This is a genomic window from Pseudomonas fluorescens (assembly GCF_040448305.1).
Lineage (GTDB): Bacteria > Pseudomonadota > Gammaproteobacteria > Pseudomonadales > Pseudomonadaceae > Aquipseudomonas > Aquipseudomonas fluorescens_BH.
In genome coordinates this window covers 6,545,176-6,564,189 of sequence record NZ_CP148752.1, presented here as the reverse complement: position 1 = coordinate 6,564,189, position 19,014 = coordinate 6,545,176, and the positions used below count along the sequence as shown (strand labels likewise).

21 protein-coding genes are annotated in these 19,014 nt (G+C 61.4%); 11 read left to right on the top strand and 10 right to left on the bottom strand.

Annotated features, from left to right (window positions below; genetic code table 11):
- Positions 1–52: 52 nt before the first annotated feature.
- Positions 53–478, top strand: coding sequence for a secondary thiamine-phosphate synthase enzyme YjbQ (locus WHX55_RS30050; protein WP_150724915.1), 426 nt, complete (start codon positions 53–55; stop codon positions 476–478).
- A gap of 101 nt (positions 479–579) precedes the next feature.
- Positions 580–903, top strand: a complete 324-nt coding sequence (gene sutA / locus WHX55_RS30045) for a transcriptional regulator SutA (protein ID WP_046038997.1) — start codon at positions 580–582, stop codon at positions 901–903.
- Between the two features lie 186 nt (positions 904–1,089).
- Here sutA and WHX55_RS30040 read toward each other — a convergent pair whose 3' ends face one another.
- The 6 genes from WHX55_RS30040 to WHX55_RS30015 are packed head-to-tail and all read right to left on the bottom strand — an operon-like array spanning position 1,090 to position 5,706.
- Complete coding sequence (locus WHX55_RS30040) at positions 1,090–1,797, bottom strand: HAD-IA family hydrolase (RefSeq protein WP_353741769.1); 708 nt, start codon at positions 1,795–1,797, stop codon at positions 1,090–1,092.
- Positions 1,794–2,693: a tyrosine recombinase XerC gene (xerC, locus tag WHX55_RS30035; RefSeq protein WP_353741768.1), complete on the bottom strand. Its 900-nt coding sequence runs from the start codon at positions 2,691–2,693 to the stop codon at positions 1,794–1,796. The genes WHX55_RS30040 and xerC overlap by 4 nt, the downstream gene beginning before the upstream one ends.
- A gap of 2 nt (positions 2,694–2,695) precedes the next feature.
- Complete coding sequence (locus WHX55_RS30030; protein WP_150724918.1) at positions 2,696–3,421, bottom strand: DUF484 family protein; 726 nt, start codon at positions 3,419–3,421, stop codon at positions 2,696–2,698.
- A 13-nt stretch (positions 3,422–3,434) separates the two neighbouring features.
- A complete protein-coding gene (gene dapF, locus WHX55_RS30025) occupies positions 3,435–4,265 on the bottom strand; it encodes a diaminopimelate epimerase (protein WP_150753864.1) in 831 nt (276 codons plus the stop codon).
- Positions 4,266–4,269: 4 nt separating this feature from the next.
- On the bottom strand, positions 4,270–5,517 hold the full coding sequence (gene lysA, locus WHX55_RS30020; protein ID WP_150753865.1) for a diaminopimelate decarboxylase: 1,248 nt from the start codon (positions 5,515–5,517) through the stop codon (positions 4,270–4,272).
- A gap of 12 nt (positions 5,518–5,529) precedes the next feature.
- Positions 5,530–5,706: a lipoprotein gene (locus WHX55_RS30015; RefSeq protein ID WP_150724921.1), complete on the bottom strand. Its 177-nt coding sequence runs from the start codon at positions 5,704–5,706 to the stop codon at positions 5,530–5,532.
- 296 nt (positions 5,707–6,002) lie between these two features.
- Between WHX55_RS30015 and cyaY the strand changes: the two genes are divergently transcribed.
- From cyaY to rnk, 3 genes are all read left to right on the top strand, one after another.
- A complete protein-coding gene (cyaY, locus tag WHX55_RS30010) occupies positions 6,003–6,335 on the top strand; it encodes an iron donor protein CyaY (RefSeq protein WP_008050853.1) in 333 nt (110 codons plus the stop codon).
- A 4-nt stretch (positions 6,336–6,339) separates the two neighbouring features.
- Positions 6,340–6,561 carry a DUF1289 domain-containing protein gene (locus tag WHX55_RS30005; RefSeq protein ID WP_150753866.1) on the top strand — a complete coding sequence of 74 codons (222 nt, stop codon included), beginning with the start codon at positions 6,340–6,342 and terminating at the stop codon, positions 6,559–6,561.
- A 227-nt stretch (positions 6,562–6,788) separates the two neighbouring features.
- Entirely contained in the window at positions 6,789–7,199 is a 411-nt protein-coding gene (rnk, locus tag WHX55_RS30000; protein WP_008050852.1) for a nucleoside diphosphate kinase regulator, read from the top strand.
- A gap of 6 nt (positions 7,200–7,205) precedes the next feature.
- Here the strand turns inward: rnk and WHX55_RS29995 are convergent, their stop codons facing one another.
- From WHX55_RS29995 to WHX55_RS29985, 3 genes are all read right to left on the bottom strand, one after another.
- The gene (locus WHX55_RS29995; protein ID WP_353741767.1) at positions 7,206–10,049 is read right to left on the bottom strand and encodes a class I adenylate cyclase; all 2,844 of its coding nucleotides are present in this window, start codon (positions 10,047–10,049) and stop codon (positions 7,206–7,208) included.
- A gap of 192 nt (positions 10,050–10,241) precedes the next feature.
- The gene (locus WHX55_RS29990) at positions 10,242–10,487 is read right to left on the bottom strand and encodes a TIGR02647 family protein (RefSeq protein WP_150724924.1); all 246 of its coding nucleotides are present in this window, start codon (positions 10,485–10,487) and stop codon (positions 10,242–10,244) included.
- Positions 10,488–10,720: 233 nt separating this feature from the next.
- Positions 10,721–11,005 (bottom strand): hypothetical protein, encoded by a 285-nt coding sequence (locus WHX55_RS29985; RefSeq protein ID WP_046039010.1) that lies wholly within the window; start codon positions 11,003–11,005, stop codon positions 10,721–10,723.
- A 124-nt stretch (positions 11,006–11,129) separates the two neighbouring features.
- Between WHX55_RS29985 and WHX55_RS29980 the strand changes: the two genes are divergently transcribed.
- Entirely contained in the window at positions 11,130–11,789 is a 660-nt protein-coding gene (locus tag WHX55_RS29980) for a glutathione S-transferase (protein WP_150757478.1), read from the top strand.
- 99 nt (positions 11,790–11,888) lie between these two features.
- On the opposite strand, the gene argH is transcribed toward WHX55_RS29980, so the two are convergent.
- Positions 11,889–13,283, bottom strand: a complete 1,395-nt coding sequence (gene argH / locus WHX55_RS29975; protein ID WP_150724926.1) for an argininosuccinate lyase — start codon at positions 13,281–13,283, stop codon at positions 11,889–11,891.
- A gap of 460 nt (positions 13,284–13,743) precedes the next feature.
- Between argH and WHX55_RS29970 the strand changes: the two genes are divergently transcribed.
- The 5 genes from WHX55_RS29970 (at position 13,744) to WHX55_RS29950 (ending at position 18,749) form a co-directional block, all read left to right on the top strand.
- Entirely contained in the window at positions 13,744–14,490 is a 747-nt protein-coding gene (locus WHX55_RS29970) for a LytTR family DNA-binding domain-containing protein (protein ID WP_150724927.1), read from the top strand.
- A gap of 138 nt (positions 14,491–14,628) precedes the next feature.
- Entirely contained in the window at positions 14,629–15,570 is a 942-nt protein-coding gene (hemC, locus tag WHX55_RS29965; protein ID WP_150724928.1) for a hydroxymethylbilane synthase, read from the top strand.
- Positions 15,567–16,334, top strand: coding sequence for a uroporphyrinogen-III synthase (locus tag WHX55_RS29960; protein ID WP_150724929.1), 768 nt, complete (start codon positions 15,567–15,569; stop codon positions 16,332–16,334). Before hemC ends, WHX55_RS29960 begins: the two co-directional genes overlap by 4 nt.
- Before the next feature lie 16 nt (positions 16,335–16,350).
- Positions 16,351–17,514: a uroporphyrinogen-III C-methyltransferase gene (locus tag WHX55_RS29955; protein WP_150724930.1), complete on the top strand. Its 1,164-nt coding sequence runs from the start codon at positions 16,351–16,353 to the stop codon at positions 17,512–17,514.
- Positions 17,511–18,749: a heme biosynthesis protein HemY gene (locus WHX55_RS29950; protein ID WP_150757479.1), complete on the top strand. Its 1,239-nt coding sequence runs from the start codon at positions 17,511–17,513 to the stop codon at positions 18,747–18,749. The genes WHX55_RS29955 and WHX55_RS29950 overlap by 4 nt, the downstream gene beginning before the upstream one ends.
- Positions 18,750–19,014: the final 265 nt, after the last annotated feature.

Genomic DNA, 19,014 nt, shown 5'->3' with positions numbered 1-19,014 from the left:
TTGTTTTTTCCCAGAGCGCGCTAGAATGCGCCCCGAACGTGCGGAGAACTGTATGTGGCAACAGACTCTGATTACCTTGCGGGCGAGGCCTCGGGGCTTTCATCTGGTAACGGACGAGTTACTCGCCGGCCTGCCTGAACTCAAGGCGTGTCGGGTCGGTCTGTTGCATTTGTGGCTGCAGCATACCTCGGCGTCGTTGACCATCAACGAGAACGCCGATCCGGCGGTACGTCGCGACTTCGAACGATTTTTCAATCGTCTGATCCCACAAGGAACAGACGGCTATGAGCATAACGACGAAGGCCTGGACGACCTCCCGGCGCACTTCAAGGCCAGCGTGCTTGGCTGTCAGCTCAGTTTGCCGATTGCGGCAGGCCGGTTGGCGTTGGGAACCTGGCAAGGCGTTTACCTGGGCGAGCACCGTGATCATGGCGGTGCCCGTAAAGTCCTCGCCACCGTACACGGTGAAGAGGCATAGCCGCTGGTCAGCAGCGGCTGTTGAATTTTTTCCTGCAGCCTTCGACAGAGGGCAAAGCTGGGCTATAACTAATCTGCTTTTCGCAAGTCATGAGGTAGAACATGAGCGACGATGATCTGGAAAACGACGACCTCGAAGTAGGCGACGACGACGAAACCGAAGAAGGTCTGGAAGCAGCGGCGGAAGACGTCGCTGAAGACGACGGTGGTGATGCGCCGGTTCCGGCCGCCAAAGGCAAGGCCAAGGCAGCGGTATCGGTCGATGAGCTGCCGAGTGTCGAAGCCAAGAACAAGGAACGCGATGCTCTCGCGCGGGCCATGGAGGAGTTTTTGGCCAAGGGTGGCAAGGTGCAGGAAGTGGAGGCCAATGTGGTCGCCGATCCGCCCAAGAAGCCTGATAACAAGTACGGCAGCCGGCCTATCTGAGCCTGCTACCCGCTTGCTGAAAAAGCCCGCCGTCGCTGCGGGCTTTTTCATGCCTGATACAAAAAATATGAAACCTGTGGTGATCCCTGTGGGAGCGAGCTTGCTCGCGATGGCAGTAGACCAGACGCCGACATGGTGACTGTCAGTCCGCTATCGCGAGCAAGCTCGCTCCCACAGGTTTTTTCGTCAGGCCGACACCGAATTCCACCGCGCCAGCAATGCCGGCAAATCGGTCAGGCTGCGAATCTCCGCATCGGGCAAGCGGTCGGCTTCCCAGGCCTTGCCCGCCGGGTTGAACCAGATTGCCCGCATTCCCGCCTGCTGCGCACCGGCAATGTCATCGCCCGGATGATCGCCAATGTGCACCGCCGATTCAGCGGTCGCGCCACCGCGCTGCAAGGCCTCCTGGAACAATCGTGCGTCGGGTTTGGCGATGCCGATGTCTTCGGCGCACAGCGCAAACTTGAAGTAATCCGCCAGGCCCAGCCGGCGCACATCGGCGTTGCCATTGGTGACCACGCCGAGGGTGTAATGATTGGCGAGGATTTCCAGGGTCGGTTCGACCTCTGGAAACACTTCGATCTGATGCCGGGCATGCAGGAACACTTCAAAGCTCTTGTCCGCCAGGTCCGAGGCTTCGTCATGCCCATAACCGGACTCTTCCAGTGCATGGAACAGCACCCGCCGACGCAGGGCGCTGATGCGGTGCTTGAGGCCAGGCTCGTTGCTCAATACGCGCTCGCGAATGGCCCACAGATGCTCCACCGGCACAGCCCCAAGGTTGGGGGCGTGCTCGGTCAACCATTCACGCAAAACGGCTTCGGCGCTGACGATTACCGGGGCGGTGTCCCACAGGGTGTCGTCGAGGTCGAAGGTGATCAACTGAATGCTCATGAATCGTCGCCCTTAATGCGTTTGGCCCGTGGGTGGGCGCTGTCGTAGACCGTGGCCAGATGCTGGAAGTCCAGGTGGGTGTAGATCTGCGTGGTCTTGATGTCCGAGTGGCCGAGCAGTTCCTGCACTGCCCGCAGGTCCTGGGAGGATTCCAGCAAATGGCTGGCAAAGGAGTGCCGCAGCATGTGCGGATGCAGGTTCTGCCCCAGTTCGCGCTCGCCGGCAGCCTTGACCCGCACCTGGATCGCCCGGGGGCCGAGGCGGCGGCCTTGCTGGCTGACAAACACCGCATCGTCTGCCGAGTTGGTCATGGCTCTCAATGGCAGCCACTGCTCCAGGGCCTCGCGGGCCTTTTTTCCTACCGGCAGCAGGCGGGTCTTACTGCCTTTACCGAGCACCTGGACCATGCCGTCAGCCAGGTCGAGCTGATCGAGATTGAGCCCCGTCAGCTCCGACAGCCGCAAGCCGGAGGAATAGAACAGTTCGAGTATCGCCTGGTCCCGGCGAGCCAGAAAGTCATCCTCCACACCACCTTCCAGCAGTTGCAGGGCGCGGTCGGTATCGAGGGTTTTCGGCAGGCGGCGTTCGCCTTTGGGCGGTGCGAGGCCATTGGCCGGGTCGTGATCGCACAGGCCTTCGCGGTTCAGGTAGTGATAGAGCCCGCGAACGGCCGACAGCAATCTCGCCAGGCTGCGGGACGATTGACCCTGGGCGTGCAGGCGGGCAACCAGGCTACGCAGGCGCTGGATGTCCAGCGCCGTCCAGCTGCCGATATTCTGTTTGACGCACCAGCCCAGCACTTTATCGAGGTCGCGGCGGTAGGCCGACAGCGTGTGCGGCGACACCTGCCGCTCACTGCGCAGGTGTTCGCAGTAAGCGTCCAGTTGCCGTTCCATGTTCAGCGTACCGAGCGCAGGGAGTTGTTGACCCGTGGCAGCACGCGACCCATGACTTCAGCGATGTAGCTCAGGAACAAGGTGCCCACCGAGCTTTTGTAGTGCTGCGGATCACGGCTGGCAATGGCCAGGATGCCGTGGATGCCCTGGTGGCTGATGGCGACGACGGCGGTGGAACCGATCTGCTTGCGCTGTTCTTCGCCGAACAGGAAGTCCAGTTCATGCTCGCGCAGGCTGCCGCTGACGCTTTTGTCTTCCGAGAGCAAACCGCCGATGGCCACTTGTGCTTCGGCGTGGGTGACCCAACGGCCCACCGGCATGGCGTTGTCGCCGAGCAGGATGAGGCTGACGAAGGGCACCTGGAATTCCTGGCGCAGGCTGTCTTCGACGCACATCACTACGTCTTCCAGGCTGGCGGCATCCATCAGCGCCAGGATCAGGCGACGGGTCTTCTCGAACAGCCGGTCGTTGTCCCGGGCCACGTCCATCAAATGCGACAGACGATGACGCAGTTCAATGTTGCGGTCGCGCAGGATGGTCATCTGACGCTCCACCAGCGACACGGTATCGCCGCGCCGATGGGGGATGCGCAGGGACGGGAGCAGTTCTTCATGCTCGACGAAGAAGTCCGGATGAGCCTCCAGGTACGCGGCTACAGCCGCCGCCTCCAGGCTTTCGGACGGTGATTCGTCAGCTTGTCGTGCGGGTACCGGAGGCTTGTCGGTCATGGATTTCGCTCACTCAAAGACGCACTTGTCCTTCATATACGCGCACTGCCGGGCCGGTCATCATCACCGGTTGGCCAGGGCCTGCCCATTCAATGGACAAACGCCCGCCAGGCAGGTCGATCAATAGCGGCGAATCCATCCACCCCTGGCTGATCGCGGCCACTGCAGCGGCACAGGCGCCGGTTCCGCAAGCCTGGGTTTCCCCGGCTCCACGCTCCCAGACGCGCAACTGCGCGCGGCTCCGGTCGATGACCTGGAGAAAACCGACATTGACCCGTGCCGGGAAGCGCGGGTGATGTTCGATTTTCGGGCCCAGCTCATGCACCGGCGCGTTGTTGATATCGCTAACCCGCAGCACGGCATGGGGGTTGCCCATGGACACGGCGGCCAGATCGACCGGGGTGCCGTCGACGTCGACCTGATAACTCTTGGCCTGCTCCGGCGCCTGGAACGGAATATCCGCCGGCACCAGGCGTGGGGCGCCCATGTTGACACTGATCTGGCCGTCGTTACGCACGTCGAGCTCGATGATACCGCTCTTGGTCTCGACGCGGATCTGCCGCTTTGCGGTCAGGCGCTTGTCGAGCACGAAACGGGCGAAGCAGCGCGCACCGTTGCCGCACTGCTCCACTTCGGAGCCGTCGGAGTTGAAGATCCGATAGCGGAAATCCACGTCCGGATTGCTCGGCGCTTCAACGATCAACAACTGGTCGAAACCGATGCCGGTGTGCCGGTCGCCCCATTGCTTGGCATGCTTGGGCAGAATGTGCGCGTGCTGGCTGACCAGGTCGAGGACCATGAAATCATTGCCCAGGCCGTGCATCTTGGTAAAACGCAGCAGCATGGTTTTACTCCGGCAGCAGGCTTTCGCCAGCAAACAACTCGGCTACCGTTTCACGGCGACGCACTTCAAATGCCTGATCACCGTCCACCAACACTTCTGCGGTACGGCCGCGGGTGTTGTAGTTGGAACTCATGACAAACCCGTAGGCACCGGCCGAATGCACGGCCAGCAGGTCGCCTTCTTCCAGCGCCAGCTGACGATCCTTGGCCAGGAAGTCGCCGGTCTCGCAGATCGGGCCGACGATGTCGTAGGCGCGGGCAGCGGAGGTGCGCGGGCGCACGGCAGTGACGTCCATCCAGGCTTGATACAGCGCCGGGCGGATCAGATCGTTCATGGCGGCGTCGACGATGGCGAAGTCTTTGTGCTCGGTGTGCTTGAGGTATTCGACCTGGGTCAGCAATACACCGGCGTTGGCGACGATGAAGCGGCCTGGCTCGAACACCAGCGCCAGGTCACGACCGTCGAGACGCTCGCGCACGGCCTTGATGTAGTCGGCAGCCAGTGGCGGCTCCTCGTCCTTGTATCGCACGCCCAGGCCGCCACCGAGATCGATGTGGCGCAGGTAGATGCCGCAATCGCCGAGGCGATCGACCAGGCCCAGCAGGCGGTCGAGAGCGTCGATGAACGGCGGCAGGGTGGTCAGTTGCGAGCCGATGTGGCAATCGACGCCGACCACTTCCAGGTTCGGCAGCTGCGCGGCACGCACGTACACGTCTTCGGCGTCGGCGATGGCGATGCCGAACTTGTTCTCTTTGAGACCGGTGGAAATGTACGGGTGGGTGCCGGCATCGACGTCCGGGTTCACGCGCAGCGAAATCGGCGCGCGAACGCCCAGTTCGGCGGCGACCACTTGCAGGCGTTCCAGCTCGTCGGTGGATTCGACGTTGAAGCAGTGCACGCCGACTTCCAGGGCGCGACGCATGTCGTCACGGGTCTTGCCGACGCCGGAGAACACGATCTTGTCGGCGCTGCCGCCAGCGGCCAGTACACGTTCCAGTTCGCCACGGGAGACGATGTCGAAACCGGCGCCCAGGCGCGCCAGGACATTCAGTACACCCAGGTTGGAGTTGGCCTTTACAGCAAAGCACACCAGGTGCGGCATGCCGGCCAGTGCATCGGCGAAAGCCAGGTATTGGGCTTCGATGTGCGCGCGCGAGTAAACGTAGGTCGGTGTACCAAAGCGCTCGGCGATGGCAGACAGGGCAATACCTTCCGCGAACAGTTCACCGTCACGGTAGTTAAAAGCGTCCATGAGGTTCCCTTATTATTGGTAGACGTCGTGCTTGTGTGCTTTGGAAGCAGGCTGCTGCTGCGACGACTTGGCTTGCTCGACAGGGTCCTGGTCTGCATCGGGCAGGTACAGCGGGCCTTTTTGACCGCAGGCCGACACAAGACAGGCAACCGCGAGGAGCGCAGCAAAGGAAGAGATCAGGCGCTTCATGGCGAAATCCTTGAAAATGCATTAATTGCGCCAGAGTATACCGGCCACCCGGCAGCTTGCCTATGCAACGGACCGCCCGTCCGGCGGGGCTTGGCCGCAAGCACATCGAACCCTATGGGAGCGGGCTTGCCCGCGATGAGGCCATAATAGGCGCATCAATGTTGAATGTGAGGCCGCCATCGCGAGCAAGCCCGCTCCCACAGGTAAGCTACTGGTCGTTATCCTTTGCAATCGACGGGGCTCGGTCGTATCTTGCGGCGCTTGAGCCTGATCAGACACTTTTTGAGGTTGCCGTAATGAGTTTGTCCGAAGCGCGTTTCCATGACCTTGTCGATGCCACCCAGCAAACCCTGGAGGACATCTTTGACGAGAGCGACCTGGATATCGACCTCGAAAGCTCGGCCGGTGTGCTGACCGTCAAGTTCGAGAACGGCAGCCAGTTGATCTTCAGTCGCCAGGAGCCGCTGCGTCAGCTGTGGCTGGCGGCGGTGTCCGGTGGTTTCCACTTCGACTACGACGAAGAAAGCGAGCGCTGGATGTGTGACAAGAGCGAAGAGCAGTTGGGTGAAATGCTTGAGCGTATCGTCCAGCAGCAGGCCGGTGTCGAGCTCGATTTCGAAGGTCTGTGAGATCGTGACCCAGCCTGCGCCTGTCCGTGCGCCCAAGCCGCTCTACAGCAACGTCAGCCAAGCGGTGCCATCGCCCTGCAGCGGTGTGTGCCGGCTGGACGAGCAGAAAGTCTGCCTGGGCTGCTTCCGTCATGTCGAAGATATTCGTGAGTGGCGTTCGGCCGATGATCAGCGTCGGCGGGTGATCTGCGAGCAGGCGGCGAATCGCAAGGCCGACACTCTGTAGGAGCTGCCGAAGGCTGCGATCTTTTGGCAGCTCTGAAGATTGCCGAAGAACAAGATCAAAAGATCGCAGCCTACGGCAGCTCCTACGCCGCCGAGTGGCGGCTTGTATATTTTTTGAGCTGTGATAGTGTCCGGAAACGCCTCAACCCACCGAGGCTGATGAAAACCCCGCCTTTTTCTGGCGGGGTTTTGCTTTTTTCGTGCAGAAGAAAGGAGTCTGCCCAGACCATGACCGCACCTTCCATCACCCTTACCCGTCTGGACGTCCAGCGTCTGGAGCGTCTGATCGACAGCCTGGACGACACGCTGCCGGGCGTTATTGCGTTGCAAACCGAACTGGATCGCGCCGATACCCTGGTCGGCCACGATGAAGTGCCGGCGGATGTCGTGACCATGAATTCCCGAGTGCATTGCCGCGAAGAAGGCAGTGGCAAGGACTACCACCTGACCCTGGTGTACCCCAAGGATGCGAACGCCGACGAAGGCAAGGTCTCGATCCTGGCGCCGGTGGGCAGCGCGCTGCTCGGCCTGAAGGTTGGCCAGCACATCGATTGGCCAGCTCCGGGCGGCAAGACCCTGAAGCTGACGCTGCTGGAAGTTGAATCGCAGCCGGCCAATGGCGGCGCGTTCCCGGAGTGACATCCCTCAGACCTGATCGAGCGCCTCGTTCAACGCGTACTCCAGGTCGGCTTTGTAGCGCAGGTACAGATGGGTGGAACTCTGGCCTTCGCCCAGCAGGCCTGACAGGTCGAGGTCGGTGATGTAGCAGCGGTAGCGTTCGGTTTCCCGGCGCTGCCCGACGATTTCTCGGGCGACCACGCGGAACAGCTGGTCGCCATGTTCCAGTTCGGAAAACTCCCGTTGATTGCAATACAACGTCACCTGCACCTGACCCGGTGCGGCTTTGCCGACGATCGCCTGCACGTCGTAGAACGGCTTGTTCACCGGCGTCTGCGGCTCCGGCCGGGCTTCGATGCGGCGCGCCCGGCCAGGACCTGACGGCAGCAACTGGCAATACAGGGTGTCGAGGCTTGAGGGGTGGGTCGCGTCCATCGGCAGCAGGGCATCACGGCGGTACTGGATCGATTGCAGGAAACGCTGCAGCGGCACCAGCAGGCTTTGCTCATCGTGCCAGGGCAGGCGTTGCTGCCACAGGGCATTGAACTCATCGAGCACGTACAGATCAGCCTGATCTTCGATAACCCGGTAGAACACTTGAATGCAGTCCGGCTGGCCCGTTGGCAGGAATAGCGCGAGGTCGTGGTCTTCCAGTGCCTTTGGGTCCAGGTGAAGTGGGCTGTAACTCGCCACTTCCTCGCCCAGGTAATCGATCAACGCTGGCAGAGTGGCCAGCGCGATGTGCTGGACCTGGCCCGGCACCAACTCCAGCACGTGGTAGTGCTGCTGGACCTGGATCAGGTAGCGATGATTGAGCCGGCTCAGCAGCAGGTTCTGCGCGGTATCGAGGATTTCCTCGACCCGTTGGGCAATGAACTGCGCGCGGTTATGGCAGAAGCAACGCACCCTCAGCTTCGGCTGTTGTGGCCCGGCCGGCAGGTTGTTGAGGTAATCGCGGATACAGTCGAGCAGGGCGTGGGGGCCGTGGTAGCGGCCGACCAGCACTTCGTTCCAGCTATTGAGCGTGACCTGGTCAAGGGTCAGCACCAGATTTTCCCGGACACCGGCGTAGCTCAGGGAGTCGGTGCGCTCGGTGGTCATGAGGATGTTCAGGTCGCGATGATGCTTGAGCGGATCGATGCCGACATTCACCAGGATCAGCACTTCACTCGGCACGCTGGCGCGCAACAGAGGTTCCTCGGCGACGGTGGGCAAGGGCAGGGCGATGGTCTGTTGCAGGCTGCCGAGCAAGTTGAACAGTTCGAATTCGCTCAAGTCGCTGGTGCCGGGGTGCAAGGCCAGACGGGTACTGCTGTCGATTACGACATTGCGGTGGCACCAGGTCAGCAGTTCGAGCAAGTGACGGCTGCGTTTGATCGGCGCGAAATGCTCCCACTCCAGTGCCGTCAGGCTGCCGTTGTACAAGCCCCACTGGCCTTGCCCCGGTTCTTTCTTGTTCGGGGCGTACACCAGCGTCAGGGTGTCTTCAGCGAGGTCCGGGGCGATGCCGGGGTTGATGAATTCGACTTTGCCGGCCTTGCGCTCGAAAGCGGCGTACAGACGACGGCCGAGGACACTCAGGTCGCGCTTGTTGATGCGGCTGGCCGTTTGTTCGTGACGGGCAAACTGGGTGAGGAAGCGGTAGCTGTAGTTCAGCTCGTTGACCAGTGCACGCCGCTCGGAGCTGACCTGGCGGACTTTCCACTGGCTGCGGCTGTCGAGCAGGGCCAGTTGGCGCTGGTCCCAGTGCCATTCGTGGGCCAGGCGTTCGAGCAAAGAGCGCTGCCAGCTCTGGGTGCGGCTGTTGCCGGTGAGTTTGCGATTGACCTTCAGGTACAGCGCGCGACGTACCAGCTCCAGCCGTTCCGGTTCGTTGCGGGCGATCAGGTATTCTTCGATGCGCCGGTACACCACGACGTACGGATCCAGTTCGTCGAGGTCGAGCCGGTTGGCGAACACCGCTTGCTTGAAGCGCAGGCTCAGGCAATGAACCCTGGGGTGCTCACTGGCGTAAACTTCGGTCAGCAGCAGCTTGAGTACCGACTTGTAGGGCGACTCGATGCCCTTGAACAACTGCCAGAGCCCGGCACCGATAAATTCGCCGGGCGGGATGTAGGCCAGGCTGCCGAGGTCGATGGTTTCATCGGCACGGATGAAGCGTTTGGAAATCAAGGTGTGGGTGTAACGGTCGTAGCTCGACTCTTCGTAGACCGGCACCAGCCACCAGATTGGTGTCCGCCCGGCGAGCCAGATCGCGGTGCGGTAAAACTCGTCCAGCAACAGGTAGTGCTGGGTGGTGCCGCAATCTTCCGAACTCAGCTGGGTATCGCGCTCGCCACGGACGAAACGGCTCGGGTCGATCAGGAAAAAATGCGCTTCGGCGCCTTGGCTGGCGGCCCAGGCTTCCAACAACTGGCATTTTTTGCGCAGCTCGGCGAGTTCGTTCTCGGTCAGGTCCGGCCCATGGCAGACCCACACATCCATGTCGCTCTGGTCGGCCTGCGCCAGGGTGCCGAGGCTGCCCATCAGGAACAGTCCGTGAATCGGTCTCGGCGGGTTACTGCCGTGGCGCGGCTTGTAGGAAAACGAGCGGGTCAGGCGCTGGGCTTCAGCGAGGACATTGGCATCCGGCTCGAAATTCGACAGCCCGGCCGGCGTACTGCCAGAAACGTAGCCGGGCAACAGCGGATGGTTGACGTGGAAAAACAGCGGCAGCAAGGTCAGGACCCCTTGCTGGCGGGTAGACAACCCTTCCATGGCGCGAGCCATGCGTCCTTCGTTGAGTTTCAGGAAGCGTGCGCGCAGCTGGCTGAGAACCTTGCGGTCGATTCCCTCGTCCAGATCGGGGCGGATTTCATGGGTGCGCGTCATGTCAGCTCAAACCGGCTCGCAGGGCTCGGACGTGGGGGCTCAGGTGAGGGGGAGTTTAGCGCCTGGGTCACGAGACTTTTAAGCTGATTTTGTATTTCTGGCGTCAGATTTCTATCGCGCGGGCTACAACGGGCATCGAAATGCGCCCACGGAAATCCTTCAGCAGGGTTTCCGTGGGCGATGCGGGGGAATTCAGGCTGTTTCTTCGGCTCTCAGAATGGTGAGCACGGTTTGCACATTTTGCGCGGCGTCACGACCCAGGCTGGTCAGATAGCCGCCATCAGGCTGGTCGATCAGATCTTTTTCAAATAGGCGTTTGGCAGCGGCAATGGCTTTTGGGGCAGCGGTCTGATGAATTTTCAAACCTTCCTGGGAACTGTCCAGGTTGAAGAGTGCGAGGATTTCCAGTTCGGCAACCAACTCAGGGGTAAGCGACATAAGGACTCCAGACTTTCTAGGAATTGGACGACAGCGCCCCTAAGGTGAACCCGCTTGTCCGGCATGTCCAGTGCTCGCGACAGGGTTTTTTCTTTGTAGGAGCAGCCGGTCGACGCTCGATTGCTCGCGAAGATCGTCAACGATGACGCGTAAACCAGATGCCCCGTGGCGCTCTCGGGTTTTTCGCGAGCAATCGAGCGTCGACCGGCTGCTCCTACAGGGAGGGCGTGGGCTTACTGCTTTTCCGGCGGCAACTCGGGCAATGCGCGCAGCGCAGCTTCGTACCATTCGGTGTTGAACGCGCGGTCTTCTTCGAGGATCGCGTCGATTTCCACTGCCAAAACGTGAGCCATCAGGTTGAGGATTTCTTCCCGCTCGTAACCCACCAGCGTCAGCTTGTTGAACGTCGCCTTGGCCGCTGGCGGGTTGTCGCTTTCGATCTGGTTTTCGATGGCCTGGATCAGGGTGCTTTCGGCGAACTCTTCTTCGTCGTTATCGATATCGGTTGGCTCGCTCATGGCAGGCTCCTCAGGGAAAGGTGGCCAGTTTACCCGCATTCAGTCGCGTGATGCTGCTGGCAAGAATCCCGGCAGCGTTCTATAAACAGGCACCGCCCACCCCGCATGGCCTGGAGGCTTTGTGATGATCAAGCTTTATGGATTCTCCGTCAGTAACTACTACAACATGGTCAAACTGGCGCTGCTGGAAAAAGGACTGCCTTTCGAAGAAGTACCGTTTTATGCTGGCACCAGCCCCGAGGCACTGGCCATCAGCCCGCGCGGAAAGGTCCCGGTGCTGCAGGTAGAGCAGGGCTTCATCAATGAAACCAGCGTGATCCTCGAATACATCGAGCAAAGCCAGAAAGGCACGTCGCTGCTGCCGAGCGATCCGTTCGAGCGCGCGCAGGTGCTGGCACTGGCCAGGGAAATCGAGTTGTACATCGAATTGCCAGGCCGGGCCTGCTATCCCGAGGCTTTTTTCGGCATGACCCTGCCGGAAGCGATCAAGGAAAAAACCAAAGCCGAATTGTTGCTGGGGATGGCGGCGCTGGGCCGGCACGCCAAATTCAGCCCTTACGTGGCTGGCGACAGCTTGAGCGTGGCGGATTTGTATTTCCTGTTCAGCGTGCCGCTGGCGTGCGGGGTCGCCAAGAAGTTGTTTGGCATCGATCTGTTGGCCGAGATGCCGAAGGCCAAGGCACTGCTGGAGCGGTTGGGGGGTAACCCGAACGTGCAGCGCGTGGCGGCAGACCGGGAGGCCGCGATGCCGGCATTCTTGGCGATGATTGCTGCCAAGAAGTAATTCTGTGGGGTTTTGAAGTCAGTCATCGCGGGCAAGCCCGCTCCCACAAGATTGCGTAAACCCTGTGGGAGCGAGCCTGCTCGCGAAGCTTTTGGCGATTTAGCGGCTGGCGAGCAACGCCTGGCCGCGAGCGACGGCAGCCTTCACCTGCGCCGGCGCGGTGCCGCCGATGTGGTTACGGGCATTGACCGAGCCTTCCAGGGTCAGCACGGCGAACACGTCCTGATCGATCTGGTCGCTGAACTTGCGCAGTTCTTCCAGGCTCATTTCCGCCAGGTCCTTGCCGCTGTCCACGCCGTACTTCACGGCATGACCAACGATTTCGTGGCAATCACGGAATGGCAGGCCGCGACGCACCAGGTAGTCGGCCAGGTCGGTGGCGGTGGAGAAACCGCGCAGGGCCGCTTCGCGCATCATCGCGTGCTTGGGCTTGATCGCCGGAATCATGTCGGCAAAGGCCCGCAGCGAGTCGCGCAGGGTATCGGCGGCGTCGAACAGCGGTTCCTTGTCTTCCTGGTTGTCCTTGTTGTAGGCCAGGGGCTGGCCTTTCATCAGGGTCAACAGGCCCATCAGCGCGCCGAATACGCGGCCGGTCTTGCCACGCACGAGCTCCGGTACGTCCGGGTTTTTCTTTTGCGGCATGATCGAGCTGCCGGTGCAGAAACGGTCGGGCAGATCGATGAACTGGAACTGCGCGCTAGTCCACAGCACCAGCTCTTCGGAGAAGCGCGACAGGTGCATCATCGCGATGCTGGCCGCCGAGCAGAATTCGATCGCGAAATCGCGATCGGAGACGTTGTCCAGCGAATTGCCGCCAACCGCGTCGAAGCCCAGGAGTTGGGCGGTGTATTCGCGATCGATCGGGTAGGTGGTACCGGCCAGCGCCGCGCTGCCCAGCGGCATGCGGTTGGTGCGCTTGCGGCAGTCGACCAGGCGTTCGTAGTCGCGGCTGAGCATTTCGAACCAAGCCAGCATGTGGTGTCCGAACGTCACCGGCTGTGCGGTCTGCAGGTGGGTGAACCCCGGCATGATGCTGCCGGCTTCGCGCTCGGCCTGCTCAAGCAGGCCTTTTTGCAGGCGGGTGATTTCGGCCAGGATCAGGTCGATCTCGTCACGCAGCCACAGACGGATGTCGGTGGCGACCTGATCGTTACGACTGCGGCCGGTGTGCAGCTTTTTACCGGTCACGCCGATGCGGTCGGTCAGACGCGCCTCGATGTTCATGTGGACGTCTTCGAGGTCGATGCGCCAGTCGAATTGGCCGGCTTCGATTTCACCCTGGATGGTGTTCAGGCCATCGATGATGCTGTCGCGCTCGGCATCGGTCAGCACGCCGACCTTGGCCAGCATGGTGGCGTGGGCGATCGAGCCCATGATGTCGTGGCGATACAGGCGCTGGTCGAAGGTGACGGAGGCGGTGAAGCGGGCGACGAAGGCGTCGACGGGTTCACTGAAGCGGCCGCCCCAGGACTGATTGGTCTTGTCAGTGCTCATGAATTCGCTCGTATCGGCTTGAGGTAAGAAGGCGTGGAACGCTGGCGCGGATAATAACAGGGTTGCCAATCCTGTCGCTGACACTGGTCGATACGTTTTTTTGGGGGGGAGAGCCCTGGCCCGGGTAAGACCCGCGTATTTTTGCCGAACGATATTTTCCAATTGAGCTATATCGTCCCGGCAACCGTCTACAGTTGGACAATAGGATCAGCGCACTTCTCGGTGCAGCCGCTGGCTATAAGAAGAGTGGGGTGTTCATATTGCGTATCAGCAAACCCTGTGGCGATGTGTCGCCAATGCGGACCTGGACCGCCAATCGCCCGGCAGATGAAAATTTAGCCGCCGGACCAGCGGCACTTTTTGACGCTCGCGCTAGTCTTAGCGTGGATCGCGGTGACGGACGTCACTTCACCTGTCTACGCTATCCTTGTGCGAGACTCACGCAGGAATCCAGCGCAATATGAATGTCCTGATCGTTGATGACGAACCCTTGGTCCGCGAGCGCCTGAGCCGAATGGTTGGCGAACTCGAGGGATACAGTGTCCTGGAGCCTAGTGCCACGAATGGCGAAGAGGCGTTGGCACTGATCGACAGCCACAAGCCGGATATCGTGCTGCTCGATATCCGCATGCCCGGCCTCGATGGCCTGCAAGTGGCTGCGCGGTTGTGCGAACGCGAAACTCCGCCCGCCGTAGTGTTCTGCGCCGGGCCCGATGAATTTGCCGTGGAAGCCTTACAGGCCAGCGCCGTAGGCTATCTGGTGAAACCTGTGAGAACTGAACAATTACATGACGCATTAAAGAGAGCCGAGCGCCCCAATCGTGCCCAGCTCGCCGCCCTGACCCGCCCTGCTGCCGAAAGCGGCAACGGCCCGCGCAGCCATATCAGCGCCCGAACCCGTAAAGGGATCGAGCTGATTCCGCTGGATCAGGTGGTGTATTTCATTGCCGACCACAAATACGTGACCTTGCGCCACGAAAGCGGCGAAGTGTTGCTCGATGAGCCGCTCAAGGCCCTCGAAGATGAGTTCGGTGACCGTTTTGTGCGTATCCACCGCAATGCACTGGTCGCCCGCGAGCGTATCGAGCGATTGCAACGCACACCCCTGGGGCATTTTCAGCTGTTCCTCAAAGGCCTCAATGGTGATGCGCTGATCGTCAGTCGGCGTCATGTGGCTGGGGTACGCAAAATGATGCAACAGCTTTAAATAGCTGTTCGCAGGCCAATTTTACACCCGATTGCCGGACATCCGGGGCCAGGGAGGCCGAGTAGTATCTGATACAAGTCAAAGTGGATTTGGCTGAGCTGTTATTATCCGTCATATCTATTCAGTACGGATTGATCCATGTCCTCTCGCCAGATCCGCATCGCCACCCGCAAAAGCGCTCTCGCCCTGTGGCAGGCCGAATACGTCAAAGCCCGTCTTGAAGCAGCCCATCCGGGCCTGCTGGTGACTCTCGTCCCCATGGTCAGCCGTGGTGACAAGCTGCTTGACTCACCGCTGTCGAAAATCGGCGGCAAGGGCCTGTTCGTCAAGGAACTCGAAACCGCGCTGCTGGAAAATGAAGCCGACATTGCCGTGCACTCCATGAAGGACGTGCCGATGGACTTCCCCGAAGGCCTCGGTCTGTTCTGCATCTGTGAGCGGGAAGACCCGCGCGATGCCTTCGTTTCCAACACTTACACCAGCCTGGATGAGTTGCCCCAGGGCAGCATCGTCGGCACCTCCAGCCTGCGTCGTCAGGCTCAATTGTTGACCCGTCGCCCGGACCTGGAAATCCGCTTCCTGCGCGGCAACGTCAACACTCGCCTGGCCAAGCTCGATGCCGGCGAATACGACGCCATCATCCTCGCCGCTGCCGGCCTGATCCGCCTGGGCTTTGAAGATCGCATCACCTCGGCCATCAGCGTCGACGACAGCCTTCCGGCCGGTGGCCAGGGCGCGGTGGGTATCGAATGCCGCAGCGGCGACAGTGAAATCCATGCGTTGCTGACACCTCTGCATCACCAGGACACCGCCACCCGCGTGACCGCCGAACGTGCCCTCAACAAGCACCTCAATGGTGGCTGCCAGGTGCCGATCGCCTGTTACGCCGTGCTGGAGGGTGAGCAAGTCTGGTTGCGCGGGCTGGTGGGCGATCCAGCCGGTGGCCTGCTGCTCAGCGCACAAGCCCGTGCCCCTCGCGGCGATGCCGAGGCGCTGGGTGTGCGAGTCGCCGAAGACCTGCTCAGCCAGGGTGCCGACGCCATCCTCAAAGCGGTCTATGGCGAGGCTGGTCACGAGTGATCGGCTGGCGCTTGCTGCTGACGCGTCCCGCCGAAGAAGCGGCGGCGCTGAGCAGTCTTTTGGCCGAGCAGGGGATATTCAGTAACAGTCTGCCGCTTTTGGACATCATGCCCATTGCGGCCACTGACACAATGCGCCAGGTGATTCAGGCGCTGGATCAGTTCTGCGCCGTCATCGTGGTCAGCAAGCCGGCAGCCCGGATCGGCGTCGAACTGCTCGAGCGATATTGGCCAACACCGCCTGGTGTGAAGTGGTTCAGCGTCGGTGCGGCGACTGCGCAGATCCTCGAGGATCACGGGTTGGACGTGAGCTTCCCGGCAGAGGGCGATGACAGTGAAGCCTTGCTCGAACTTTCCCGACTGCGCGAGGCCATCGCACAACCCGATGCGCGAGTGCTGATCCTGCGTGGGGAGGGCGGGCGCGAGTTGCTGGCTGAGCGTTTGCGTGAGCTTGGTGCTAGTGTCGAGTATCTGGAGCTGTACCGCCGGGCATTACCGAATTACCCGCCGACTGCGTTGCCGGAACGGATCCGGGCGGAACGCCTGAACGGGCTGGTGGTCAGCAGTGGGCAAGGTTTTGAGCACCTGCATCAACTGGCCGGCGATGCCTGGCCGCAGTTGGCGCGGTTGCCGTTGTTTGTACCGAGCCCCAGGGTTGCCGAGCTGGCGCGTGCCGCCGGGGCTAAAACAGTTGTGGATTGTCGCGGCGCCAGTGCCGCGGCCTTGCTGACGGCGTTACGGGAGCATCCCGTACCCGTTTTCTGATGCAAAGGATGGATACGTGAGCGAAACAGCCTTGCCTAAAGATGACGTGCGACCTGTGCTTGATGCACCAGTTGATGCTCCTGTTGATGAAATGCCGCCGCCGCCACCTGCTGCCGAGCAGCGTCGAGGCAATGGTCTGGCAATCATTGCGCTGCTGTTGGGTGCGGCCGGTGTCGCAGTGGGCGGTTGGGGTGTCTGGCAGGTGCGTCACCTGCAGGCCAATAATCAGCAGCAACTGAGCCAGGTGCAGGCGCTGAATGACCAGGCGCAAAGCCTCAAGCTCAATGAAGAGCGCCTGAGTGCACGCCTGGCGCAATTACCTCCCGCCGATGAACTGGAAGCACGCAGTCGTCTGGTGATTCAGCTGCAAGGTGATCAGCAGCGTTTGAACCAACGGCTGGAAACCGTACTCGGCGCCAGTCGCAAGGACTGGCGTCTGGCCGAGGCCGAGCACCTGCTGCGTCTGGCCAGTCTGCGACTTTCCGCCTTGCAGGACATCAGCAGCGCCCAGGCACTGGTCCAGGGTGCCGACGAGATACTGCGCGAGCAGAACGACCCGGGTTCCTTTGCCGCTCGCGAGCAGGTGGCCAAGACCCTGATTGCCTTGCGCAGTACCGAGCAACCGGATCGCACCGGGCTGTTTCTGCGTCTTGGCGCGCTGCGCGATCAAGTGGCCAGCCTCACTGAGCTGGCGCCGGAGTACAAGGACCGTGGCGATTCGTTGCTGGGCCTGACCGCCGATGGCGACGGTGCCAGTCGCTGGGCGCAGTGGTGGGATCAGATTTCGCGCTACATCCGTATCGATTTCAATGCCGACAAAAACGTTCGTCCATTGCTGGCCGGCCAGAGCCTGAGTCAGGTACGCCTGGCCCTGAGCCTGGCGCTGGAGCAAGCGCAGTGGGCCGCACTCAATGGCCAGGCGGCGGTTTACTCCCAGGTGCTGGACGAAGCGCGGGACATCCTCAAGGGCAACTTCAACCCGGACAACGCGCAAAGCAAAGTCATGCTTGAGCAGGTGGCCGAGTTGAGCAAGCAACCTGTCACCGTCGTCACGCCGGACATGACCGGCACCCTGAGCGCGGTGCAGGGGTATCTGGAACGGCGCAACGTCAACGCCGAAGATTCGGTCAAGCCGCTGGTCAGGCCTGCTGCGAACACCGCGCCGGAGGCCACGCCATGAAACGCCTCTATGTGATCGTGTTCCTCGTGATCGCCGCTGCCGCTGCGCTGGGGCTGGCGATTGCCGAACACTCCGGTTACGTGCTGATTGCCTACAAGACCTTCCGCTATGAGTCGAGCCTGTGGGCTACTTTGGCGCTGGTGGCTGTGCTCTGGCTGGTGATCTGGGGCATCAAGTCGCTGGTCGAACTGGTGATGGCTTCCAGTGGCGTGGTCAATCCGTGGTCGCGACGTAACCGCAGCCGTCGGGTGCAGGTGGCGATCGAACACGGTCAGCTGGACCTGGCCGAGGGTCGCTGGGCCAGCGCGCAACGGCACTTGCATCGGGCTGCCGAAGCCGAGCGCCAGCCGCTGCTTTACTACCTCGGCGCTGCCCGTGCCGCGAACGAACAAGGCAATTACGAAGAAAGCGACAACTTGCTGGAGCGCGCCCTGGAGCGTCAGCCTCAGGCCGAGTTGGCGATCGCCTTGAGCCACGCCCAGTTGCAGACCGATCGCGGTGATACCGAAGGCGCCCTCGCCACCCTGCAAGCCATGCGTGAACGCCATCCTCATAACGCACAGACCCTGCGTCAGTTGCAGCGCCTACTTGCGCAGCGTGGTGACTGGTCGGCAGTGATTCGCCTGCTGCCGGAGCTGCGCAAGGACAAAATCCTGCCGGCGGCCGAACTCGCCGATCTGGAGCGTCGGGCCTGGGGGGCGAACCTGTCCCTGGCGGCGCAACGGGAAGAAGACGGAACGGTGGGGCAGCAATCGCTCGAACGTGCCTGGCAACAACTGACTTCAGCACAGCGTCAGGAGCCGCAACTGGTGCTCGCATATGCCGAACAACTGCGGCAATTGGGGGCCCAGATCGAGGCCGAAGAAGTGCTGCGCACCGCTCTCAAACGCGGCTACGACAGTCATCTGGCACGACTCTACGGACTGGTTCGCGGCAATGATCCGACCCGCCAGTTGCAGGCCGCCGAAGGCTGGCTCAAGGACCATCCGGCCGATCCGGGTCTGCTGCTGACACTGGGTCGTCTTTGCCTGCAAAACAGTTTGTGGGGCAAGGCCCGGGACTATCTGGAAAGCAGCCTGCGTGTACAACGCCATCCGGAAGCCTGTGCGGAGCTGGCGAGGTTGTTGGCGCAAATGGGCGATACCGAGCGTAGCAACCAGCTGTTTCAGGAAGGCCTGGGGCTGTTGGATGAACGCTTGCTCGCGGCCCCTCTGCCGGTGGCAGTCCGCGCTTGATCCCCCCCTCGCTGGCGCCAACCTCCGGCGTCTGAGTGATGACTTGCGACGAGGGCGCAATCGCCCTCGCCGCAGTGCGATGACTGGTTGAAATTCAGTCGCAAAATTTCGTCGCAGGCAAAGTCCTACAGAGGACTACATTTTATCCTCTCGCCTGCGTCGGGATTTCCCTACACCTGCGCTGAAGTCTCTGTGGGCACTTGCCTTGAAAGGCCGTCGCGCTTTCCTCTACCGTAATGGTCTGTCACTACTTTTACGGAAAAGC

Bases quoted from the DNA above. Each gene is read 5' to 3' on its own strand.
- WHX55_RS29970 (WP_150724927.1), top strand. From the start codon at position 13,744: ATGAATGTCCTGATCGTTGATGACGAACCCTTGGTCCGCGAGCGCCTG.
- lysA (WP_150753865.1), bottom strand. From the start codon at position 5,517: ATGGACGCTTTTAACTACCGTGACGGTGAACTGTTCGCGGAAGGTATT.
- WHX55_RS29990 (WP_150724924.1), bottom strand. From the start codon at position 10,487: ATGTCGCTTACCCCTGAGTTGGTTGCCGAACTGGAAATCCTCGCACTC.
- argH (WP_150724926.1), bottom strand. From the start codon at position 13,283: ATGAGCACTGACAAGACCAATCAGTCCTGGGGCGGCCGCTTCAGTGAA.
- WHX55_RS29950 (WP_150757479.1), top strand. From the start codon at position 17,511: ATGAAACGCCTCTATGTGATCGTGTTCCTCGTGATCGCCGCTGCCGCT.
- rnk (WP_008050852.1), top strand. From the start codon at position 6,789: ATGACCGCACCTTCCATCACCCTTACCCGTCTGGACGTCCAGCGTCTG.
- WHX55_RS30030 (WP_150724918.1), bottom strand. From the start codon at position 3,421: ATGACCGACAAGCCTCCGGTACCCGCACGACAAGCTGACGAATCACCG.
- WHX55_RS29985 (WP_046039010.1), bottom strand. From the start codon at position 11,005: ATGAGCGAGCCAACCGATATCGATAACGACGAAGAAGAGTTCGCCGAA.
- WHX55_RS29980 (WP_150757478.1), top strand. From the start codon at position 11,130: ATGATCAAGCTTTATGGATTCTCCGTCAGTAACTACTACAACATGGTC.
- WHX55_RS30050 (WP_150724915.1), top strand. From the start codon at position 53: ATGTGGCAACAGACTCTGATTACCTTGCGGGCGAGGCCTCGGGGCTTT.
- cyaY (WP_008050853.1), top strand. From the start codon at position 6,003: ATGAGTTTGTCCGAAGCGCGTTTCCATGACCTTGTCGATGCCACCCAG.
- WHX55_RS29995 (WP_353741767.1), bottom strand. From the start codon at position 10,049: ATGACGCGCACCCATGAAATCCGCCCCGATCTGGACGAGGGAATCGAC.
- WHX55_RS30040 (WP_353741769.1), bottom strand. From the start codon at position 1,797: ATGAGCATTCAGTTGATCACCTTCGACCTCGACGACACCCTGTGGGAC.
- dapF (WP_150753864.1), bottom strand. From the start codon at position 4,265: ATGCTGCTGCGTTTTACCAAGATGCACGGCCTGGGCAATGATTTCATG.
- WHX55_RS30015 (WP_150724921.1), bottom strand. From the start codon at position 5,706: ATGAAGCGCCTGATCTCTTCCTTTGCTGCGCTCCTCGCGGTTGCCTGT.
- xerC (WP_353741768.1), bottom strand. From the start codon at position 2,693: ATGGAACGGCAACTGGACGCTTACTGCGAACACCTGCGCAGTGAGCGG.
- hemC (WP_150724928.1), top strand. From the start codon at position 14,629: ATGTCCTCTCGCCAGATCCGCATCGCCACCCGCAAAAGCGCTCTCGCC.
- sutA (WP_046038997.1), top strand. From the start codon at position 580: ATGAGCGACGATGATCTGGAAAACGACGACCTCGAAGTAGGCGACGAC.